The sequence below is a fragment of the Leptolyngbya sp. FACHB-711 genome (assembly GCF_014695615.1).
GTDB lineage: Bacteria > Cyanobacteriota > Cyanobacteriia > Elainellales > Elainellaceae > Leptolyngbya_A.
The window spans coordinates 1-16917 of record NZ_JACJOR010000451.1 but is presented as its reverse complement, the minus strand read 5'-3'; the positions used below and the strand labels follow the sequence as shown (position 1 = coordinate 16917).

Annotated in this window: 14 protein-coding genes; 5 read left to right on the top strand and 9 right to left on the bottom strand. The window is 51.0% G+C overall.

What is annotated here, in order from left to right:
• Positions 1 to 53 precede the first annotated feature (53 nt).
• The gene (locus H6F80_RS20375) at positions 54 to 602 is read right to left on the bottom strand and encodes a GNAT family N-acetyltransferase (RefSeq protein WP_190793353.1); all 549 of its coding nucleotides are present in this window, start codon (positions 600 to 602) and stop codon (positions 54 to 56) included.
• Between the two features lie 585 nt (positions 603 to 1187).
• Between H6F80_RS20375 and H6F80_RS20370 the strand changes: the two genes are divergently transcribed.
• On the top strand, positions 1188 to 1646 hold the full coding sequence (locus H6F80_RS20370) for a metallophosphoesterase family protein (RefSeq protein WP_190793352.1): 459 nt from the start codon (positions 1188 to 1190) through the stop codon (positions 1644 to 1646).
• An 11-nt stretch (positions 1647 to 1657) separates the two neighbouring features.
• Here H6F80_RS20370 and H6F80_RS20365 read toward each other — a convergent pair whose 3' ends face one another.
• From H6F80_RS20365 to H6F80_RS20350, 4 genes are all read right to left on the bottom strand, one after another.
• A complete protein-coding gene (locus H6F80_RS20365) occupies positions 1658 to 2098 on the bottom strand; it encodes a ferritin-like domain-containing protein (RefSeq protein ID WP_190793351.1) in 441 nt (146 codons plus the stop codon).
• A 312-nt stretch (positions 2099 to 2410) separates the two neighbouring features.
• The gene (locus H6F80_RS20360) at positions 2411 to 4273 is read right to left on the bottom strand and encodes a cadherin-like domain-containing protein (RefSeq protein WP_190793350.1); all 1863 of its coding nucleotides are present in this window, start codon (positions 4271 to 4273) and stop codon (positions 2411 to 2413) included.
• Positions 4274 to 4443: 170 nt separating this feature from the next.
• Positions 4444 to 6972: a type I secretion system permease/ATPase gene (locus tag H6F80_RS20355; RefSeq protein WP_190793349.1), complete on the bottom strand. Its 2529-nt coding sequence runs from the start codon at positions 6970 to 6972 to the stop codon at positions 4444 to 4446.
• Complete coding sequence (locus H6F80_RS20350) at positions 6969 to 7730, bottom strand: peptidylprolyl isomerase (protein WP_190793348.1); 762 nt, start codon at positions 7728 to 7730, stop codon at positions 6969 to 6971. The genes H6F80_RS20355 and H6F80_RS20350 overlap by 4 nt, the downstream gene beginning before the upstream one ends.
• Before the next feature lie 322 nt (positions 7731 to 8052).
• Between H6F80_RS20350 and H6F80_RS20345 the strand changes: the two genes are divergently transcribed.
• Positions 8053 to 8988, top strand: a complete 936-nt coding sequence (locus tag H6F80_RS20345) for a phosphoribulokinase (RefSeq protein WP_190793347.1) — start codon at positions 8053 to 8055, stop codon at positions 8986 to 8988.
• A gap of 174 nt (positions 8989 to 9162) precedes the next feature.
• A complete protein-coding gene (locus H6F80_RS20340) occupies positions 9163 to 9765 on the top strand; it encodes a hypothetical protein (RefSeq protein ID WP_190793346.1) in 603 nt (200 codons plus the stop codon).
• Between the two features lie 124 nt (positions 9766 to 9889).
• Here the strand turns inward: H6F80_RS20340 and lipA are convergent, their stop codons facing one another.
• The 3 genes from lipA to gmd all read right to left on the bottom strand — a co-directional run bounded on the left by lipA (position 9890) and on the right by gmd (position 12188).
• The gene (gene lipA / locus H6F80_RS20335) at positions 9890 to 10759 is read right to left on the bottom strand and encodes a lipoyl synthase (RefSeq protein ID WP_190793345.1); all 870 of its coding nucleotides are present in this window, start codon (positions 10757 to 10759) and stop codon (positions 9890 to 9892) included.
• 87 nt (positions 10760 to 10846) lie between these two features.
• A complete protein-coding gene (locus tag H6F80_RS20330; protein ID WP_190793344.1) occupies positions 10847 to 11038 on the bottom strand; it encodes a YqaE/Pmp3 family membrane protein in 192 nt (63 codons plus the stop codon).
• Positions 11039 to 11114: 76 nt separating this feature from the next.
• Positions 11115 to 12188 (bottom strand): GDP-mannose 4,6-dehydratase, encoded by a 1074-nt coding sequence (gmd, locus tag H6F80_RS20325; protein ID WP_190793343.1) that lies wholly within the window; start codon positions 12186 to 12188, stop codon positions 11115 to 11117.
• A 599-nt stretch (positions 12189 to 12787) separates the two neighbouring features.
• Between gmd and proB the strand changes: the two genes are divergently transcribed.
• Entirely contained in the window at positions 12788 to 13897 is a 1110-nt protein-coding gene (gene proB, locus H6F80_RS20320) for a glutamate 5-kinase (protein ID WP_190793342.1), read from the top strand.
• Between the two features lie 386 nt (positions 13898 to 14283).
• The gene (locus H6F80_RS20315; protein ID WP_347277904.1) at positions 14284 to 15828 is read left to right on the top strand and encodes a serine/threonine protein kinase; all 1545 of its coding nucleotides are present in this window, start codon (positions 14284 to 14286) and stop codon (positions 15826 to 15828) included.
• Between the two features lie 46 nt (positions 15829 to 15874).
• On the opposite strand, the gene H6F80_RS20310 is transcribed toward H6F80_RS20315, so the two are convergent.
• A complete protein-coding gene (locus H6F80_RS20310) occupies positions 15875 to 16747 on the bottom strand; it encodes a universal stress protein (protein WP_190793341.1) in 873 nt (290 codons plus the stop codon).
• Positions 16748 to 16917 lie beyond the last annotated feature (170 nt).

Here is a 16917-nt window from a genome sequence, read left to right as displayed (position 1 = left end):
ATACTAGCAATTAAGGGCAGAAGGTTGTTTGATAAGGCGCATGAGCCGTTAATTTACCAAAGTCCTTCTGCTCTCTCCCAGCTAAAAACCAGCGTATCTCGCGGAGTCAAAGCCAGATTCGGACGTATTATCGCGCGAGGTACAGTTTTCTCGTATTGCAAACCGCTTTTCTCTAGAACCCTTGCCGATGCTCGGTTATCAATATCGCAGGTTGCCCAAATGCGATCGACATCTGGTAAGTTCATCAACCAGGACATGACAGAATGAACCGCTTCGGTTGCGTAACCCTGTCCCCAGTATTTCCGATTTAGCACATAGCCAAAATCCGCCTCAGACTGCTCAATTCGACATGATATTGTGCCAACTGCTTGATCTTCTGGCTTAACGGTTATTGCCCAGCAAAACTCTTTGCCTGTATTCCAGGAGCAAGTACACTGTTCTAGAAAAGCAACTGCATCTTGAATAGCGGTATGGTTGCGCCAGACCATATACCGAGTTACTTCAGGATTGCTGCCATACTCAAAAACCGCTTCAGCATCGCTAAGCAGCAAACGACGGAGGATAAGGCGGTTTGTAATCAAGGTGCGCGGAGCTTGAATCACGTTTCACTTTTTATTAGCTTGTAGTTCAATTCAAGATGCTTATTCAAATTTCCGTAAATAGAGCTACAGATTCTGAAAACTGTTTATGAACTGGTTCCACAATCACATGAAGCGATAACTGAAGTATCTTGCTTCTGTTAGCGCAGCCATCTTAAGAACGATGCTCCCATTAGGAAAAGTAACGACGATAAGTGCGGCAAAAAGCTTAAAAAACTCTGTTATTTCTTAAACAGGATAATGCTTGAAATGTAGTTTCAACTGAGCTATAGCATTCTTTAGGCTGTCTATCGGCTCTTTATTGCTATTTTCCAATTTATTCCGCGTTCTATTTCCGCATCTTTTCCCCAGAAACTACGTGTTCTACCTGCAACGCGTTCGGGTTGAATGATACGACCTTATCAATTTCTGAAGCGATCGGTTTAATTTCTTAGGGAGTTCGCGTTGATGCAACAGTCTCAAGAATGATGTTGACCATCAGAAATTATCACTATGATGAGCGAAAAAAGAATGAATGGAAAAAATAGATGGGAGAAAACCGTGAAAATTTTTGTTATTTCATTTGTTATCCCATGAGGATGAGACAACATGAAAGTTGGCGTTATTTCTGACACTCACGGTTTAGTTCGTCCTGAGGCGATCGCTGCCCTGGCAAATTCTGAGCTAATCCTTCATGCCGGAGATATTGGCAAGCCCGAAGTGCTGGAGGAATTGAAAACGATCGCCCCCGTGATCGCTGTGCGTGGCAATAATGACAAAGGAGCGTGGGCAAACGCTATTCCCGAACGGGAGACGATCACGATCGAAGGGCTGTCTGTTTATTTGCTGCATATTGCAACTGAACTCGACTTCAACCCCATCACGACGGGGGTGCAAATTGTGATTAGTGGACATTCTCACAAGCCCAGCATTCAGAAGTTGAACGGAGTTCTGTTTCTTAATCCGGGCAGTGCCGGACCCCGTAGGTTCAAGCTACCTGTGACGATCGCCCAGCTTCAAATTACAGGCACATTGGCTGAGGCGGAAATTGTGCCGCTCGATGTCTAGGGATTGTCCCTTTATGACGGTCGAAAATCGCGCAGCATTTTGCCTAATTCCATGCCGTGTGCCTCTTCCTGACCAATCATCGTGCGGGCAAATTCTTCAAGATAAATGCTGGCATCTTCCACAACTTCTAGAAGCTGTTTGTAAAGTGCAAGAGCTGCTTTTTCATGATTTACACTTTCCAGCAAAATATCGTAAATTTCGTGTTTATAAGTTTCTTCGATCGGCGCAATTTTCAAACTGGGATGTCCGTTTAATCCCGTAATAATTTCACCTGCCTGCTGAGCATGAAGCAGCGATTCGCTTGCCTGAGCTTTCAGAAATGCGACGATCGGGATTCGATTCGGTCCAGTTACCATCAGCGAATAGTGCGTATAGCGAACCACGCCTGCTAATTCGGCTTCGAGAATGGCATTGAGGGTGTTAGTGGTAGCCTGGAGATCAAGTTCTTTCATAAGGCGAATCCCCCTTCCGGGAACTGTGAAGCAATCGATTTTACGTCATACCGATTTAAGTAACAAGCGCAGGCAGTTAAGACCGGAGTAAAAGACGGCTTCTTTTCTAGGCTGTGGTTTTCGCTTGCACTAACTTAGGAATGAGAATCCTTCTCAATTGTACAAGCTGATATTTTTCATAAAATGCAGCTTGCGGCTGATTTCAGCTTGAATCCCCCATAGAAAAGGGAAGAATTGAATCAACAACTCCTCCCTAACGTGCGCCCTAAACAGGTTTTCGATCCGGTTATTGCAAACGATGTTGCGAATTGATCAACCGATCGTGAAATTAAATGTGCCGTTTGTCGTTAGCAAGCCATCGCTGACGCTGAAGCCAAAGTTGTCAGAAACGATCGAAGTGTCGTAGAAGAAGAGGCGGTCAATCAAAGCGGAACTCCCTCCACCGATCCAGGCAGCATTGTTGCCCGAAACAACAGGTATTCCCTCAACAGCTGCACCCCCAACCAGATCCTGGGAATTGCCTGCAAGGATGTCATAAACTGCTGCTTTGAAGCCGCCTCCTGATGTGTTGGTATAGCCAACTTTGTTGCCGTCAAAGCTCGTCACATCAGCAGTAGTTGTAGACGGAGGAATAATTCGGGTTGCGGCTCCGCCGATCGTGAACAAATAAATTCCGTCGTTGGTTCCGCCTGTTGTACCGCTGCGTTGGAAGACAATTTTTGAACCAGAGATGAGCGGGTTAGTATCGTCGTCTGCACTGACGTTAATTGAACTGACTCCGCCTGATGTGGTAACGTCTGCATCATATAAAATATCGGATTCAGTTGAGTTCCGACGTTCCCAGGTTACAGCGGAACCCGAAATCTGCGCTCTGCGATCGGTATAAGCAGAGTTTCCAACACTCAGTTGAGTTTGCGTTGGTCCTAACGTCGCCAGATCATAATAAAAAATTCCATCATCTGCGTTTGTCGATGCGCCTGCGATATTATCGCGCTGAAACACTAGTTTGGAACCAGATAAAGCAGGATCAATATCGTTTAAGGTTATGCTGTTGTTAACTGCTCCCGAAGCTCCATCGCTGAGCCGATAGTACCGAATATCATGCTCTCCTGACGGATACCTCCGTTGCCAGACCACAAAGCTGTCCGAGATTCTGGCGTTCGTGTCTGCTAGCGGATTGTCACTCAGGCGTGTGGTTGCTCCAGATGTACCGTTGTATAAGTAGATTTCAGCATCTGTGCCTGTGCCGCTCTCCCAGACGACATTCGAGCCAAAAATTTTGGGCCCACTATCTTCTACTGTGTTGTCACTGAGTTGAGTGATCGCTTTATTTATGCCGTTGTAAAAGAAAATTTCTGTGTCCCCAGTGCTGTCCTTTGCGCCCCAGACTACATTAGAGCCAGAAATCTGTGGGAAAGCATCGCTAGATATTTGTCGACCTGCATTAGGAATGTCCTTGGCAGAGTTTTGCTTGTAGGTCAGCTTGTTGGTGTCAATGTCAGTCTGCGTGAAGGCACTTCCCACTCCAAGCGGGGTTCCGTTAAGGAAGAGCGATCCAGAAGCAGGCAAACTGGTGACACGATACAAAAGCTGGTCTGCGGTTTGCTGCGTGTCGCTAGAGAACAGATTGGTTCGTCCGATCGTCCCCGTTCCGTTCCGGCTGACGATTAGTGCCGTGTTAGTGCCGATCGTTGGCGCAGTATTGGTTGGAATTCCGCCACCCGGAGTTCCACCACCCGGAGTTCCACCACCCGGAGTTCCACCACCCGGAGTTCCACCACCCGGAGTTCCGCCACCCGGAGTTCCACCGCCCGGAGTTCCACTTCCTGGAATTGGTGTTGCGGCAACCTGGAGCTGATAGCCTGTACTCGCTTCCTTCGTGTTTAGCCGAATATAGAACGTGCCTGCATCCAGCGTGGTTTTAATCGATTCTGACAAGCGATCGGCTCGGCGAGAAGAGGCAATGACTTTGCGGGTGCTATCGAGTAGCGACACATCAACATTCGATCGCAGCTTTTTCAGGCTTAAATCCAGGCTGCTGCGGCTGGTCAGATTGAACTTGAAGAAGTCGCGGGGATCACTACTGCCGCCGATCGTTTCTCTGCGCGTCTTTGGACCCGTTGCCAGATTCAGCGATCGGGCAGAGAGCAACGTATTTCCAGAATCTTGTGCCATAGAGGGCTTCTCTTCCATAAACTCCTGCTTTTGTCAACAGTTCAGCTGGGGATTCTTCCGGAAATATTTACAATCCTTGATTTTGTGATTGAAGATACAAACTGCTGGTCATAAAAAAATCGCCCTTCAGAACTTAGATGAAGGACGATCGATCGTTTTTGGCAGAGCTTTTAAACCGCTGCCTGCTGACGCTGATACAGCGACCAGTAGAGTCCCTTTTGCTGAAGCAGTTCATCGTGTTTGCCCCGCTCAACAATCACGCCCTTCTCCATTGTCAGAATCAGGTCAGCTCGTTTGAGGGGCGAAAAGCGGTGGGCAATCATAAACATCGTGCGTCCGGGAGAAACCCGCTTCAGGTTTTCTAAGACTTGCTGTTCGGTTTCGGCATCGAGGCTGCTGGTAGCTTCATCCAGAATCAGAATCGGCGCAGTCGAGAGAAACAGTCGTGCCAGAGTAATTCGCTGTCGCTGTCCACCCGAAAGTGAGGTGCCGCGTTCGCCTACATTGGTTTCGTAGCCGTTGGGCAGGTCGCAAATAAAGTCGTGTGCCACAGCCAGCCGCGCCGCTTCCACTACCTGTTCTGCAGTGACTTCCGGATTGCCCAGCGTAATGTTCTCCAGGATTGTGCCGTTAAACAAGAAGTCTTCTTGCAGCACGACAGCAATTTGAGGACGCAGTGATGCCAGATCTGCACTTTTGACATCAAATCCATCAATCAAAATTCGCCCGCCTTCGGGCTGATAGAGCCGCTGAATCAGCTTCGACAGCGTACTTTTCCCGGAACCGCTTCGCCCCACAATACCGACAAACATTCCCGGTTCCGCATCAAAGGAAATGCCGCGCAAAATTGGCTCCTGCGCTTCCTGGTAGCGGAAAAACACCTGCTCAAAGTTAACCTGACCTCGCAGCGGCGGCAGCATTAGTCCGGTTCCTGGTTCTGCTTCCGGTGCAACGTTGAGAATATCGCCAATCCGATCGACCGCGAGCAGCACTTCCTGTAAACTCTGCCAGAGCTGCACCAATCGCAGCAGCGGACCCGTCACCCGACCAGACAGCATTTGGAAAGCGACTAATTGACCGATCGTGAGTTCCTGCTTGATTACCAGATGCGCCCCAAACCAGAGAATCAGTAGGGCAGAAAAGCTGGTGAGAAAATCGCCGACGTGGTTGCTGATATTCGCCGTTGTGGCTGCTTTGAATCCGGTACGAACAAAGCGGGCGTAAAGTCCTTCCCAGCGATCGCGTGAGGTTTTTTCTGCTGCATGTGCCTTCACCGAATGAATCCCTGTGATCGTTTCCACCAGGAAAGACTGGCTATCCGCGCTTCGGTTAAAGGTTTCATTCAGCCAGGTTCGCAAAATCGGCGTAGCGATCAGCGTCAGAATTGCAAACAGCGGAATCGCCGCCAGCGCAACCCCGGTCAGGGTCGGGCTGTAGTAAAACATCATCACCAGATAAATCACGGAGAAGATGCTGTCCAGCACCACCGTGAGAGCCGTACTGGTCAGAAACTGACGGATTTCCTCTAGCTCCTGCACCCGCGCCACTGTATCCCCAACTCGACGCGCCTCAAAGTAAGACAGCGGCAAGCGCAGCAAATGGCGGAAAAGCTGAGCCGACAATGCCATATCCAGGCGGTTTGTCGTGTGGGTAAAGATGAACATCCGCAGGATGCCCAGCAATGCCTCAAAGACTGCCGCTCCCAGCAGCGCGAACACCATCACGTCCAGCGTAGGAATGCTGCCCTGCACCATCACTTTGTCGATAATGACCTGAGTGACGACGGGCGTAACTAGACCCAAAAGCTGAAGCGTAAACGACGCAATCAAAACTTCGGTCAGCAGCGTCCGAAACTTCCAGACAGCGGGCAAAAACCAGCCCAGGTTGAACTGTTCCTGCTTATGAATTAGCTCCGCTTGCCAAAGCTGCCCATCCCAGGATTCTTCGACCAGCGCACGTGGCACGGTTTCACAGGTGCGCCCCGGATTCATCGGATCGCCAATAATTAGACGATCGCCCCGCACGCCATAAGCCACGACCCAGTGTTCCGGCTGCTGCCACTGTAATAGAGCCGGGAATTTGATTTGCCGCAGATCCGTCCAGTTGCCAATCAGCAGGCGGCGAAGCTGAAACCCCGCTTTTTCTGCCCCGTCGATCACATTTTTGGGACGCCGACCGCGCAACTGTCGCTGCATCCATTCCAACTGCACGGGCGTATCGAGGTGCTGTGCCAGCATTGTGAGACTGGCGGCGGCGGTATTCAAGCCCGCAACAAACGGATAGCCGGAAATGGGCTGGGGCGCGGCGGAATAGTTTGGCTGATAGCGCGATCGTACCGATGCCCAAAACTGCCGTAGCTCCGTTGTATTGAGCAATTCCCAGTCCGACTGGCTCCACTCGGCAACCACCACTGCTTTATCGGCGGCTCTGGCTTTCCACTGGTCGGTCAGGTGCAGCAAATCGCCAAACCAATCCCCTGCTTTTAGCAGCACCGGACTGCCCTCGCTGGGAACCAGCCGCACTTTGCCCGTCAGCACCACAAACTGACTGCCCGGCGTTTCCGTAGACCAGATCACTTCGCCCAAATTACAGGAGCGGGTCTTGGCCCGACCTTTAAGCAAAAGCTGCTGCTCTGGATTCAGCCAGGAAAGGGGCGGATTTTGCCAGTCGAGATTGGCAAGCAGGTCATTGGTAATCATGCATTCACCTGAATCTTAATCGGTAGCGTTTGCATCTTCTCGCCCAGCCATTGTTCAAATAGCTCATCCTGCAAGCTCTGATGAAGCTGCGGATCGTCGAGCGTTGCCGGAAGCAGTGCCTCCACGCGAAATAGCCCCCAGCGTTCTTCCATGCCAATCGGACCCACGACCTCCCCTGGCTGTGCCAGATCGATCGCCGCCCGCAGAATATCGGGCATGGTGCCGCGACTGACCGGACCGACCATTCCATTCATCAGGCGATCGTCCGTGAGCGAATAGTCTTTGGCAAGCTGCTCGAAGCTACTACCTTCCTGCAACTGACTCTTTAATTCCTCTGCCAGTTCCTTATCTGCAACAATAATTCGGGAGAGAACGACGCGATCGAGGAACACCTTGCGTCCGATAAAGTATTCCTGCAATTTCGGCTCGGTGATGTCGTCTTTGAGCTTTTTCAGCCGAAAATTGGTCGCAAGCTGGGTGTGGAACGCTTCATAGGTCAGCCCGTGTTCGTTGAGCCACTGCTGAAACTGGTTGGGGTCGGTCAGCTGGTTTTGCAACCGGAAGTCGATCACGGCTTGTTCGATCGCTACCGAACTCATGGCTTGTTGGCTTTGCGCCTGAAGCTCGCGCTCGATCACAAATTGCCGCACAATATCACCAATAAAGCCGTCTAGTTTGCGGCTTGCCTGTAAATATCGAAAGATTTGCCCGATGGTGATGGGCTGTTCGTCAATGGTCAGAAAGGGTTCGGATGTCATGCTCATCCTAATAAAGCGTCATAGCTAACCCATTATGCCCAAATCCACTCGTCCTCATACAAATTTCAAAGTTTGGTTAAGTGGATCTACTTGACCGGGGTCTAATCAATGAGTGGTTCTACGGAATAGCCAAAACTCATCTGCTTCTTTTCTCCGGCTCTCCCTCCTAGTAGGCAAAAATCAGTTTTGTAATCGATATTTGTAATCGATCGCTAAAAAACTTTACCTTCCTCTGATCTCCAGAACCCATAGAATAAGAAGACTTAAAATTTAGTCATTTGAAACAGCGACTTCTAGCAGGGAAAACTAGCGGGGAAAACCGATGTCTGATCGCCCGATTATTGTTGGCATTGTCGGAGATAGCGCAGCTGGAAAAACTACTCTGACACGTGGCATCGCTCAGGTATTGGGCGAAGAAGATGTAACTGTAATCTGCACCGACGACTACCACCGCTACGATCGCCAGCAGCGGGCAGAGCTGGGAATTTCTGCGCTCCATCCCGACTGCAACTATCTCGACATTATTCAGCAGCACCTCAGCCTGCTCCGCAGCGGACAGCCGATTCTGAAGCCGATTTATAATCACTCGACGGGGATGTTTGATCCGCCAGAGTACATCAAACCCAGCCGCTTTGTAATTGTTGAAGGGCTGCTCGGCTACTCGACACGCGGAATGCGTGATTCTTACGATGTCAAGGTTTATCTTGCGCCCCCAGAAGAGCTGCGAACTAACTGGAAAATTAAGCGAGACACCCGCAAGCGCGGCTACACCGAAGAGCAGGTGATGGATCAGATGCGTAAGCGAGAATCCGACTCGGAAGCTTTTATCCGTCCGCAGCGACAGTGGGCAGATGTCATCGTATCGTTTTACCCTTCCAATAGCGGCACTCCGCAAGACGATTTGCTGCTGAATGTACGGCTGGTGTTGCGCCCGACCATTCCCCATCCTGACTTTTGCAATATTCTGCCCTGCGGTGCTCCAGTTAGCTCTGCAGTGCGCCTCGGACTCGATCGCGATATGGGTAAACCCGTAGACCTGCTAGAAATTGACGGTCACGCTACCTCAGAACAGGTGCAGCAGCTCGAAAGAATGCTCTGCAACGAAGTGCCTTACCTGGGTAAGTTTTGCAGCATTGCAGGCAGCGAATCGACGATCGGCAAAGTCGTCGGCACTACGGGCGAAACGCTCCAGAGCTATCCACTAGCGATTACCCAGCTCCTGATCACCTACCACATGCTAAAGGCACTCAACCTTTAAGCTCCGCAAGTTCCCCTACTTCTTCCGGCAAAAAACACAATGAATTGGCAGCTAATCTGGTAGCGGAGGGAGTGGCAGTTCTAGCGGAGGCAGCAGAGGCAGCGATGAGTAGAACACGATTCATCGAATATTTGCTCAGCTAAACTTGACATCAATCGGCAAATACAAGTCTAGATGGAGATGGCAAAAGATTTTGGTTCTCTGGTTCCCCGCAGTGGCTTAGCTGGGCTGTGGGATCGGCTTATTGGACCGGGTGCTACCCCAGCCGAAAATACTTTAATCGTAGTCAGCTCTATTGCGGGTACGTTTGGGGCTGTACTGCGACTTTGGTGGCTAGGGTTTGACCCCCTGCATCTCGTTATAGGAGCCATCCTCAGTTTTGACATCCTTGGTGGAGCCGTTTGCAATGCAACTGACACTACAAAGCGATGGTATCACCGACCTGAAGTGACCTGGGTTCAACACCTTGCCTTCGTCCTGCTCCACCTTACCCATGTAGCGATCGTCTCGTGGCTTTTTCGAGATTCGCCTCAGTTCGACTGGCATTATTTTGGCTTGATTAGCTCTTACCTGCTTATTGCGACCTTAGTTGTAGTGTCTGTCCGCAGTTACCTTAAACGACCGATCGCCGCAGGGCTATATCTAGTTGTCATTGCGATCGAGCTGTACGGGATTAGCCCAACGCCGGGCATAGAGTGGTTTATTCCGACCCTGTTTCTGAAGCTATTGATCGGTCATCTCGTTCCTGAACAGTTGCAGAGCCCTAGGATGCCTTAGCGGAGCGGAGCGCATTACTCCTCAAAAGCCAAAAAGCTTTTACTCGTCCGCTAAATTATACGCTCCAGGCTTGCGCCGCTGCTTTGCGGGTGTTCGGGTCATTGAGTTTTCGGTTATGAAATCCCTATCGCGGATACTTCTGCATCAGTTCACGCACCTGCTCCGCATGATAGGAACTGCGCGTCAGCGGCGACGAAACCACCTGCAAAAAGCCAATCGCTTCCCCAAACTTGCGCCATGCGTCGAACTGCTCCGGCGGCACAAACTCCTGAACGCCTAAATGCTTCTGGCTGGGCTGGAGATATTGCCCGATCGTCAAAATGTCGCAGTCTACCGATCGCAAATCCTGGATCACCTGCCGTACTTCTTCGTCAGTTTCGCCTAAGCCCACCATGATTCCTGACTTGGTGTAGACCGACGGAGCACTCTGGCGCGACTGGCTCAAAACTGCCAGCGATCGGGCATAGTCTCCTTGGGGGCGCACTCGCCTGTAGAGCCGGGGAATCGTTTCGGTATTGTGATTGAGAACTTCTGGCTTCGCCTGCAAGATCAGTTCCAGTGCAGTCCAGTTGCCGCACAAATCGGGAATCAGGACTTCGATTGTCGTTTGGGGAGAAACCGATCGCACCGCCTCAATACAGCGAACAAACTGTGATGCACCGCCGTCGGGCAGATCGTCCCGGTTCACCGAAGTAATTACGACATGATTGAGCCGCATTCTTCGCACTGCTTCAGCTAAACGATCGGGTTCGCTGGGATCGAGTGCCTTCGGCTTTTTCTCAAAGTCAATGTCGCAGTAGGGGCAGGCTCTCGTGCAGGCTGGACCCATAATCAGAAACGTAGCGGTTCCAGCGTTGAAGCACTCACCAATGTTGGGACAGGATGCCTCTTCACACACCGTATTCAGTCCCAAATCGCGCAGCACTTCTTTAACGTTACCGACCCGCTCCCACTGCGGAGCTTTAACTCGTAACCACTCTGGCTTAACTATCACAAAAATCCTGGATCGATCGCTAAATGAAACAAATCCATCTTAACAGCAAGCGATCGACCCATTGTTACACTTCTAGACTTGTGGGGCTTATGAATTGGTCACACCGCTGCCAAATTTTTCTTCGTGCTTCGAGATTGCCCAGAGCGCGTGAATAGTTCCGGGAACCCAACCCAGCAGAGTTAGCCCAATATTAATAGCCAGTGCGCTACTGACGCCGTAGGTAAACAAAATTGCCACAGGAGGTAGAACGATCGCCAAAAGGTATTTCAGAATTTTCATTGGTTTTTCTCAACTTGACACTGAATAACCTCATTGTTGGCGATCGTCCTGCAACCTACCTCCTTCATGGGGACGATTATCGGCTTACTACTTTTTGCCGAACCGTTGCGTGATCTAGCACAGGCTGAAGGATGTGACCGTTAAGGGGCACTAAGCCCATTGCCTTCAGGTCTGCTTCAACCATCAAATGCACGAGCTGTTCAAAGGTAACGCTCGGTTCCCAACCCAGCTTAGTTTTTGCCTTGGTCGGGTCGCCAATCAGCAGATCCACTTCTGCCGGACGCAGATACCGCTCGTCAAACTCCACATAGTCCTGCCAGTTCAGATTCACATAGCCAAATGCCAGGTCGAGGAATTCTTTTACAGAATAGGTTTCGCCTGTCGCGATCACATAGTCATCCGCCTGCTCTTGCTGGAGCATCAGCCACATGGCGCGCACATAATCTTTGGCATAGCCCCAGTCCCGCTTAGAGTCCAGGTTGCCCATGAACAGCTTGTTCTGCTGTCCTGCAACGATTCGCGCTAGGGCACGAGTAATCTTACGGGTCACGAAAGTTTCACCACGTCGGGGCGATTCATGGTTAAACAGAATGCCGTTGCAGGCAAATAGCCCGTAGGATTCGCGGTAGTTCACCGTTTGCCAATGGGCATAGACCTTTGCACAGGCGTAGGGACTGCGGGGATAAAAGGGCGTGGTTTCTTTTTGAGGCACTTCCTGTACTTTGCCGTACATCTCGGAAGAACCAGCCTGGTAGTAGCGAACTTCGATTCCGGTACGCTGCTGGTAATCGCGAACAGCTTCAAGCAGGCGCAACGCTCCCATTCCGACAGAATCGACGGTGTATTCGGGGGAGTCAAAGCTGACACGAACGTGGGATTGGGCTCCCAGGTTATAGATTTCGTGGGGTTTAATTTCCTCTAGAATCCGGCGCAGCGTCGTCCCGTCGGTCAGGTCGCCATAATGCAGGAACAGGCGGGCTTGCTCTTCGTGGGGGTCGTCGTAGATATGATCAATGCGATCGGTATTGAAGGTCGAGGTGCGGCGAATAATGCCGTGAACTTCATAGCCCTTCTCGAGCAACAGTTCGCTTAAGTAGGAGCCATCCTGACCCGTAATCCCCGTAATCAGTGCGCGTTTCTGTTCAGTCATGCTGCTTTCTTTTGTATAAGGACTTAGACGATTGGCAAGCTCATCGTTCTCCCGACCGTTTGCTAAACCGGGGGGCAAGCTTGTATTGTTTTCCCAGTCATTTGCCGGGTCAGGCGACGTTTTCTAGGTCAAAGTCGCTTTCTGATAATTATGCAAACCCGTGATCATGCGAACCTGCTGTGATGTCAAAGTAGTCGTCATGTCAAATCCAAGATTGTCATGAACTAGCATTCCCGCAGACAGAGCTTTAATTCCCATCGGCTGTCCGATTCGTAACAGAACCTTGGCGAGAAACAGCTTTCGAACGTCAAAGGTCAACAGTTTGTTGAACTCAAGGTGAACTCAAAGGGAGCTGACCGTACGATCACTTCAGCCACCACTTGAACTATCAGAAGAACGAATTGGCGCTCCTTCTTTGCATTATTTCACGGGATTCAGAAGCATATCCGTATAGTTGGTCTTGAAGGTTTTGTAAGTGATTAATAAAAATTCGGTGAAAGCCCGCCCTGCCCGGAAGCCTACAAAATTCGATACAATCCTGAATCTGGAACACCGCATTGGTTTTCTGATCCTTTTCTTCTATCCTGCTTCTTTTGGTCATGGGTCACACGCTGGTCGTTAAAATTGGCACTTCAAGTCTGGCTCAACCCGACACCGGATTTTTGGCATTGGCGACGATCGCCCAGCTGGTTGAAACGCTCAGCCAGCTTCGGCAGCAGGGGCATGATGTGATTCTGGTCTCTTCGGGAGCAGTCGGGGTGGGCTGTGCCCGGCTAGGGTTAACCGAGCGTCCACGCAGCATGGCCATGAAGCAGGCAGTCGCAGCCGTAGGGCAGGGTCGCTTAATGCGGGTATATGATGACCTGTTTAGTTCGCTTCAGCAGCCGATCGCCCAGGTATTGCTTACCCGCACTGACCTGATGGAGCGCAGCCGCTATGTCAACGCCTACCGCACCTTTCGGCAACTTTTGAAGCTGGGCGTGATTCCGATCGTGAACGAAAACGATACGCTTGCCGTCGAAGAACTCAAATTTGGGGATAACGATACCCTTTCGGCGCGGGTTGCCAGCTTGGTGGGGGCAGATTGGCTATTTTTGCTTACCGATGTCGATCGCCTTTATTCCGCCGATCCGCGTTCCCATCCAGACGCTCAGCCGATTCCCGTGGTGGAAGATATCGAGCAGCTCAGCCAGTTTGTAGAAGTGGGTGACCAGGGCACAAGCTGGGGCACAGGCGGCATGGTGACTAAAATTGCAGCCGCCCGCATTGCCACACTCGCTGGAATCCGCACCGTGATCACCGAAGGTCGATCGCCCCAAAATTTGCTCAAGATCCTTGCAGGAGAGTCGATCGGCACTCGATTTGAGCCGCAGCCCGATCGCGTTAATGCCCGTAAACGCTGGATTGCTCATGGTCTGGTTCCTGCCGGAAAGCTGGTTTTAGACCCAGGGGCGATCGTGGCAATTCGGGATGCCGGAAAGTCGTTGCTGGCGGCAGGAGTGCGCGAGGTAGAAGGCGAGTTCCAGATGCACGATGCAGTGTTACTTTGCGATCGATCGGGTCAGGAAGTGGCGCGGGGCATTGTCAACTACACCAGCGGTGAACTGCAAAAGATTCGCGGCTGTCATTCCGAGCAAATTCCAAAAATCTTAGGCTATGGTGGGGCGGAGACGGTAGTGCATCGCGACAACCTGGTGTTAAGCAGCTAGCCGAAATTCTGGGTAGACGGGTGTGTATGGGGTTGTTTCAGGGCACTCTACAGCAGAACCCCTTTAGAGGGTTTATACTTACCCCAATCGACAGATGAAATCGCTAAAATAGCCATTACTTCGGTTTGCTTTCCAGCTTGAAGGGGCAGTTGCTCTTGGAAAGGACTTCCACCTGTGCTTAAAGAAGCTTCCTTTGATCGAGACAATTTTATTGCTCCATTGGTTCCAACAGTCTCTTTTGAGAATCCGGCGGGTCTCTACGTCGAGTTTTAGCACTTTCAGTCGCAACACTCTAAGCCTGTGAACGACTCAGGATTGAATACAGCCGTTAAACGACCCAGATTAATGTCCGTCGTAGCGTCCATTTTCTTAAGGGCGATTTTGTGATGATGACGGATGCTAATGTCGGGCGAGTTTTACACGATCGCTATCACCTGCGGCAGTTGCTCGGTCAGGGGTCGATGGGGCGCGTGTACGGAGCCGATGACGACGCGCTGGGTGGGATTCCTGTTGCCATCAAATTTCTCTCTCAGGCATTGCTGAATCAGCGAATGCGCGATCGCTTCGAGCGAGAAGCAAAAACCTGCGCCCAGCTTGGACAGCGCAGCATTCACATTGTGCGTGTGACCGACTATGGGGTAGACGAAGAAGGCATTCCGTTCTACGTGATGGAGTACCTCAAAGGCTCTAACCTCAGCGACTTGGTCGCGCAGCAGGCGATGGTGGTTCCTCGCTTTCTGCATCTGCTGAAGCAAATCTGTCTGGGGCTACAGTGCGCTCACCGGGGAATCCAAATCGAGGGACAAACCTTCCCGATCGTTCATCGCGATATTAAACCCAGCAATATTCTGGTGACGCAGAACGATAGTTTAGGGGAACTCGTCAAAATTCTGGATTTTGGTATCGCTAAGGTACTTCAGCCCGAAGGTCATCAAACCAACTGCTTTATGGGCACGCTTGCCTACTCGTCGCCCGAACAAATGGAAGGACGTGAACTTGACGCCCGTTCCGATATCTACAGCCTGGGCGTGCTGATGTTTCAAATGCTGACAGGCAAAATGCCGCTCAACGCCGATACCCACTCGTTTGGGGGCTGGTACAAGGCACATCATTTTCAAAAGCCCCAGCCGATCGCTACCGTCAACCCCAGCGTCAAAGTGCCAAAAGTCCTTGAAAATTTGGTGATGGGCTGCCTGGAAAAATCGGCGGGCGATCGTCCTCAGTCAGTTGCCGAAATTGTAACCGCGCTTGGACCGCTCGAAGAACGATTTGGAACCGGGCTGCAAGTCGCTCAGCGAATTAAAGCATCCCTGTCTCGCCTGCCTGTCACCCCAGCCGCTCAGCCCTCGAACTTCCTGGAAGGCGATGAACTCTATCGGCTCGCTACTTGGCCCCCCCAAATGCCGATCGCGGAGATTGTCTTTCCCAAGCCAATGCAAACCAGCCAGGGAATGCTGCCAACCCTATGGGTGATGCTGCCCCGGATCGAGATTCACAAGCGCGTGACGTGTAGCCGCTATAACCAGTTTCTTTTTCTGGAAATGCCGCATCCGATGCTGCTGTGGCTTACTGTGCTTTACAACCGGGAACATGAGCCACGCTGGTTGCCCTGCTATCTCGATCTGAAAAGTCCACCGGGTCGGCAAATGGCCACGCTCTTAGGCACCACTGGACAATACCGCATCCTGTTTTTCGCCCTTGAGGATCCGATGCGCTGTGCCAGCATTCAGTCAGTGTCGATCGCCCCAGCTCAGTGTCAACTGCTGCATGAATGGGCAATGGTAGGACAGGCATCTCGAATTCCGCCTAACCCAACGGTGAGCAAGGATTTGCTAAAGCACGAGCTAGAAAAAATCAAGCCTCAGATTCTCACCAAGCTAGAGACGCTCTACAGCAGTGGCTTCACTGCCTTTAAAAGTCCATCGGCATGATTAGAACTGCAGCATGCTTTAAAGGCTTTGTCGAATGGGCTATCCCTTAGGAATGCGGAAAATAAATGATGGGATGCCAGCTTCGCCGCAGCATCTCCCCTGCAAAACTGGGGGTTGGGAGTTCGCTCAGCTTGCCAAACCGTTTAGAACTTAGCGTAATTGCGCTGATATCGTAGTCGATCGCTGCTAGCAGAATTTCGGCGACCGGTTCACCCTCGAGCACTCTGGTGTGAATCGTGAGGTCGGGCAAGTCCAGGGTGGATTTGGCAGCGGCCAGTCGAGTTTCTGCGTCTTTGATCTGATAATCCTTGGGAACTTCTCGCCGTCCACTAGAGCTAACGACCCACGTCAGGAGGCACTCTTTTAACGGTCCCTTGCCAGACTGAGCAAGCTGACGAATTCGCTGTAGCAGGTATTCTGCTTCATTGGAACTGTCGTAAGGAATCAGGAAATATCGAAAAAGGTTTTGGCATCGTAGTGCTAACTCTTCCACCATAAAAGTCGAGAGGAGCTGTGGTCGAAAAACCATCACCGGAACAGAGGTGCGCTGGCACACTCCAACTGCTGTACTGCCAAACAGTTTTTCGGTCAATAAACTCCGGGCTGCTGTTCCAAGCAAAATCAAATCAGTCGCATTGTCCTGGGCAGTCTTCAGGATCGCATCTATGGGGCGGCCCCACTGCACCTCAATTCTGACTTCAACCCCATCTGGCACTGCTTGTTGAGCGACTGCAAGGCGATCGCGAATCTGACGCGCTTTGTCCGAATCGATTCTGGGAATTTGCCGATCGCTGTCCAGCGGAATCACATGAAGAAACGTGATTTGCTGAATGCCGCTTGCAGCAAGATTCGGTACAAAATGCACCATGCGCTGCAAACCATCAATGAAATCAGTGCAGATAAGAAGCCTTTGGAACATGGTAGCAACTAAGCAGGATGACTGTTCCTCTTAACCTACCATTCCTGCTGGGAATTCAATTCTCTAAATGCGGTGATTTTTGCGAGCAACGGCTCCAGTAATGCCCTTTCTCCGGTTGGTCATCTCTATTGCTGAACCTAAGAAATTTCAGCAGCTTTATCGCTCGAAAT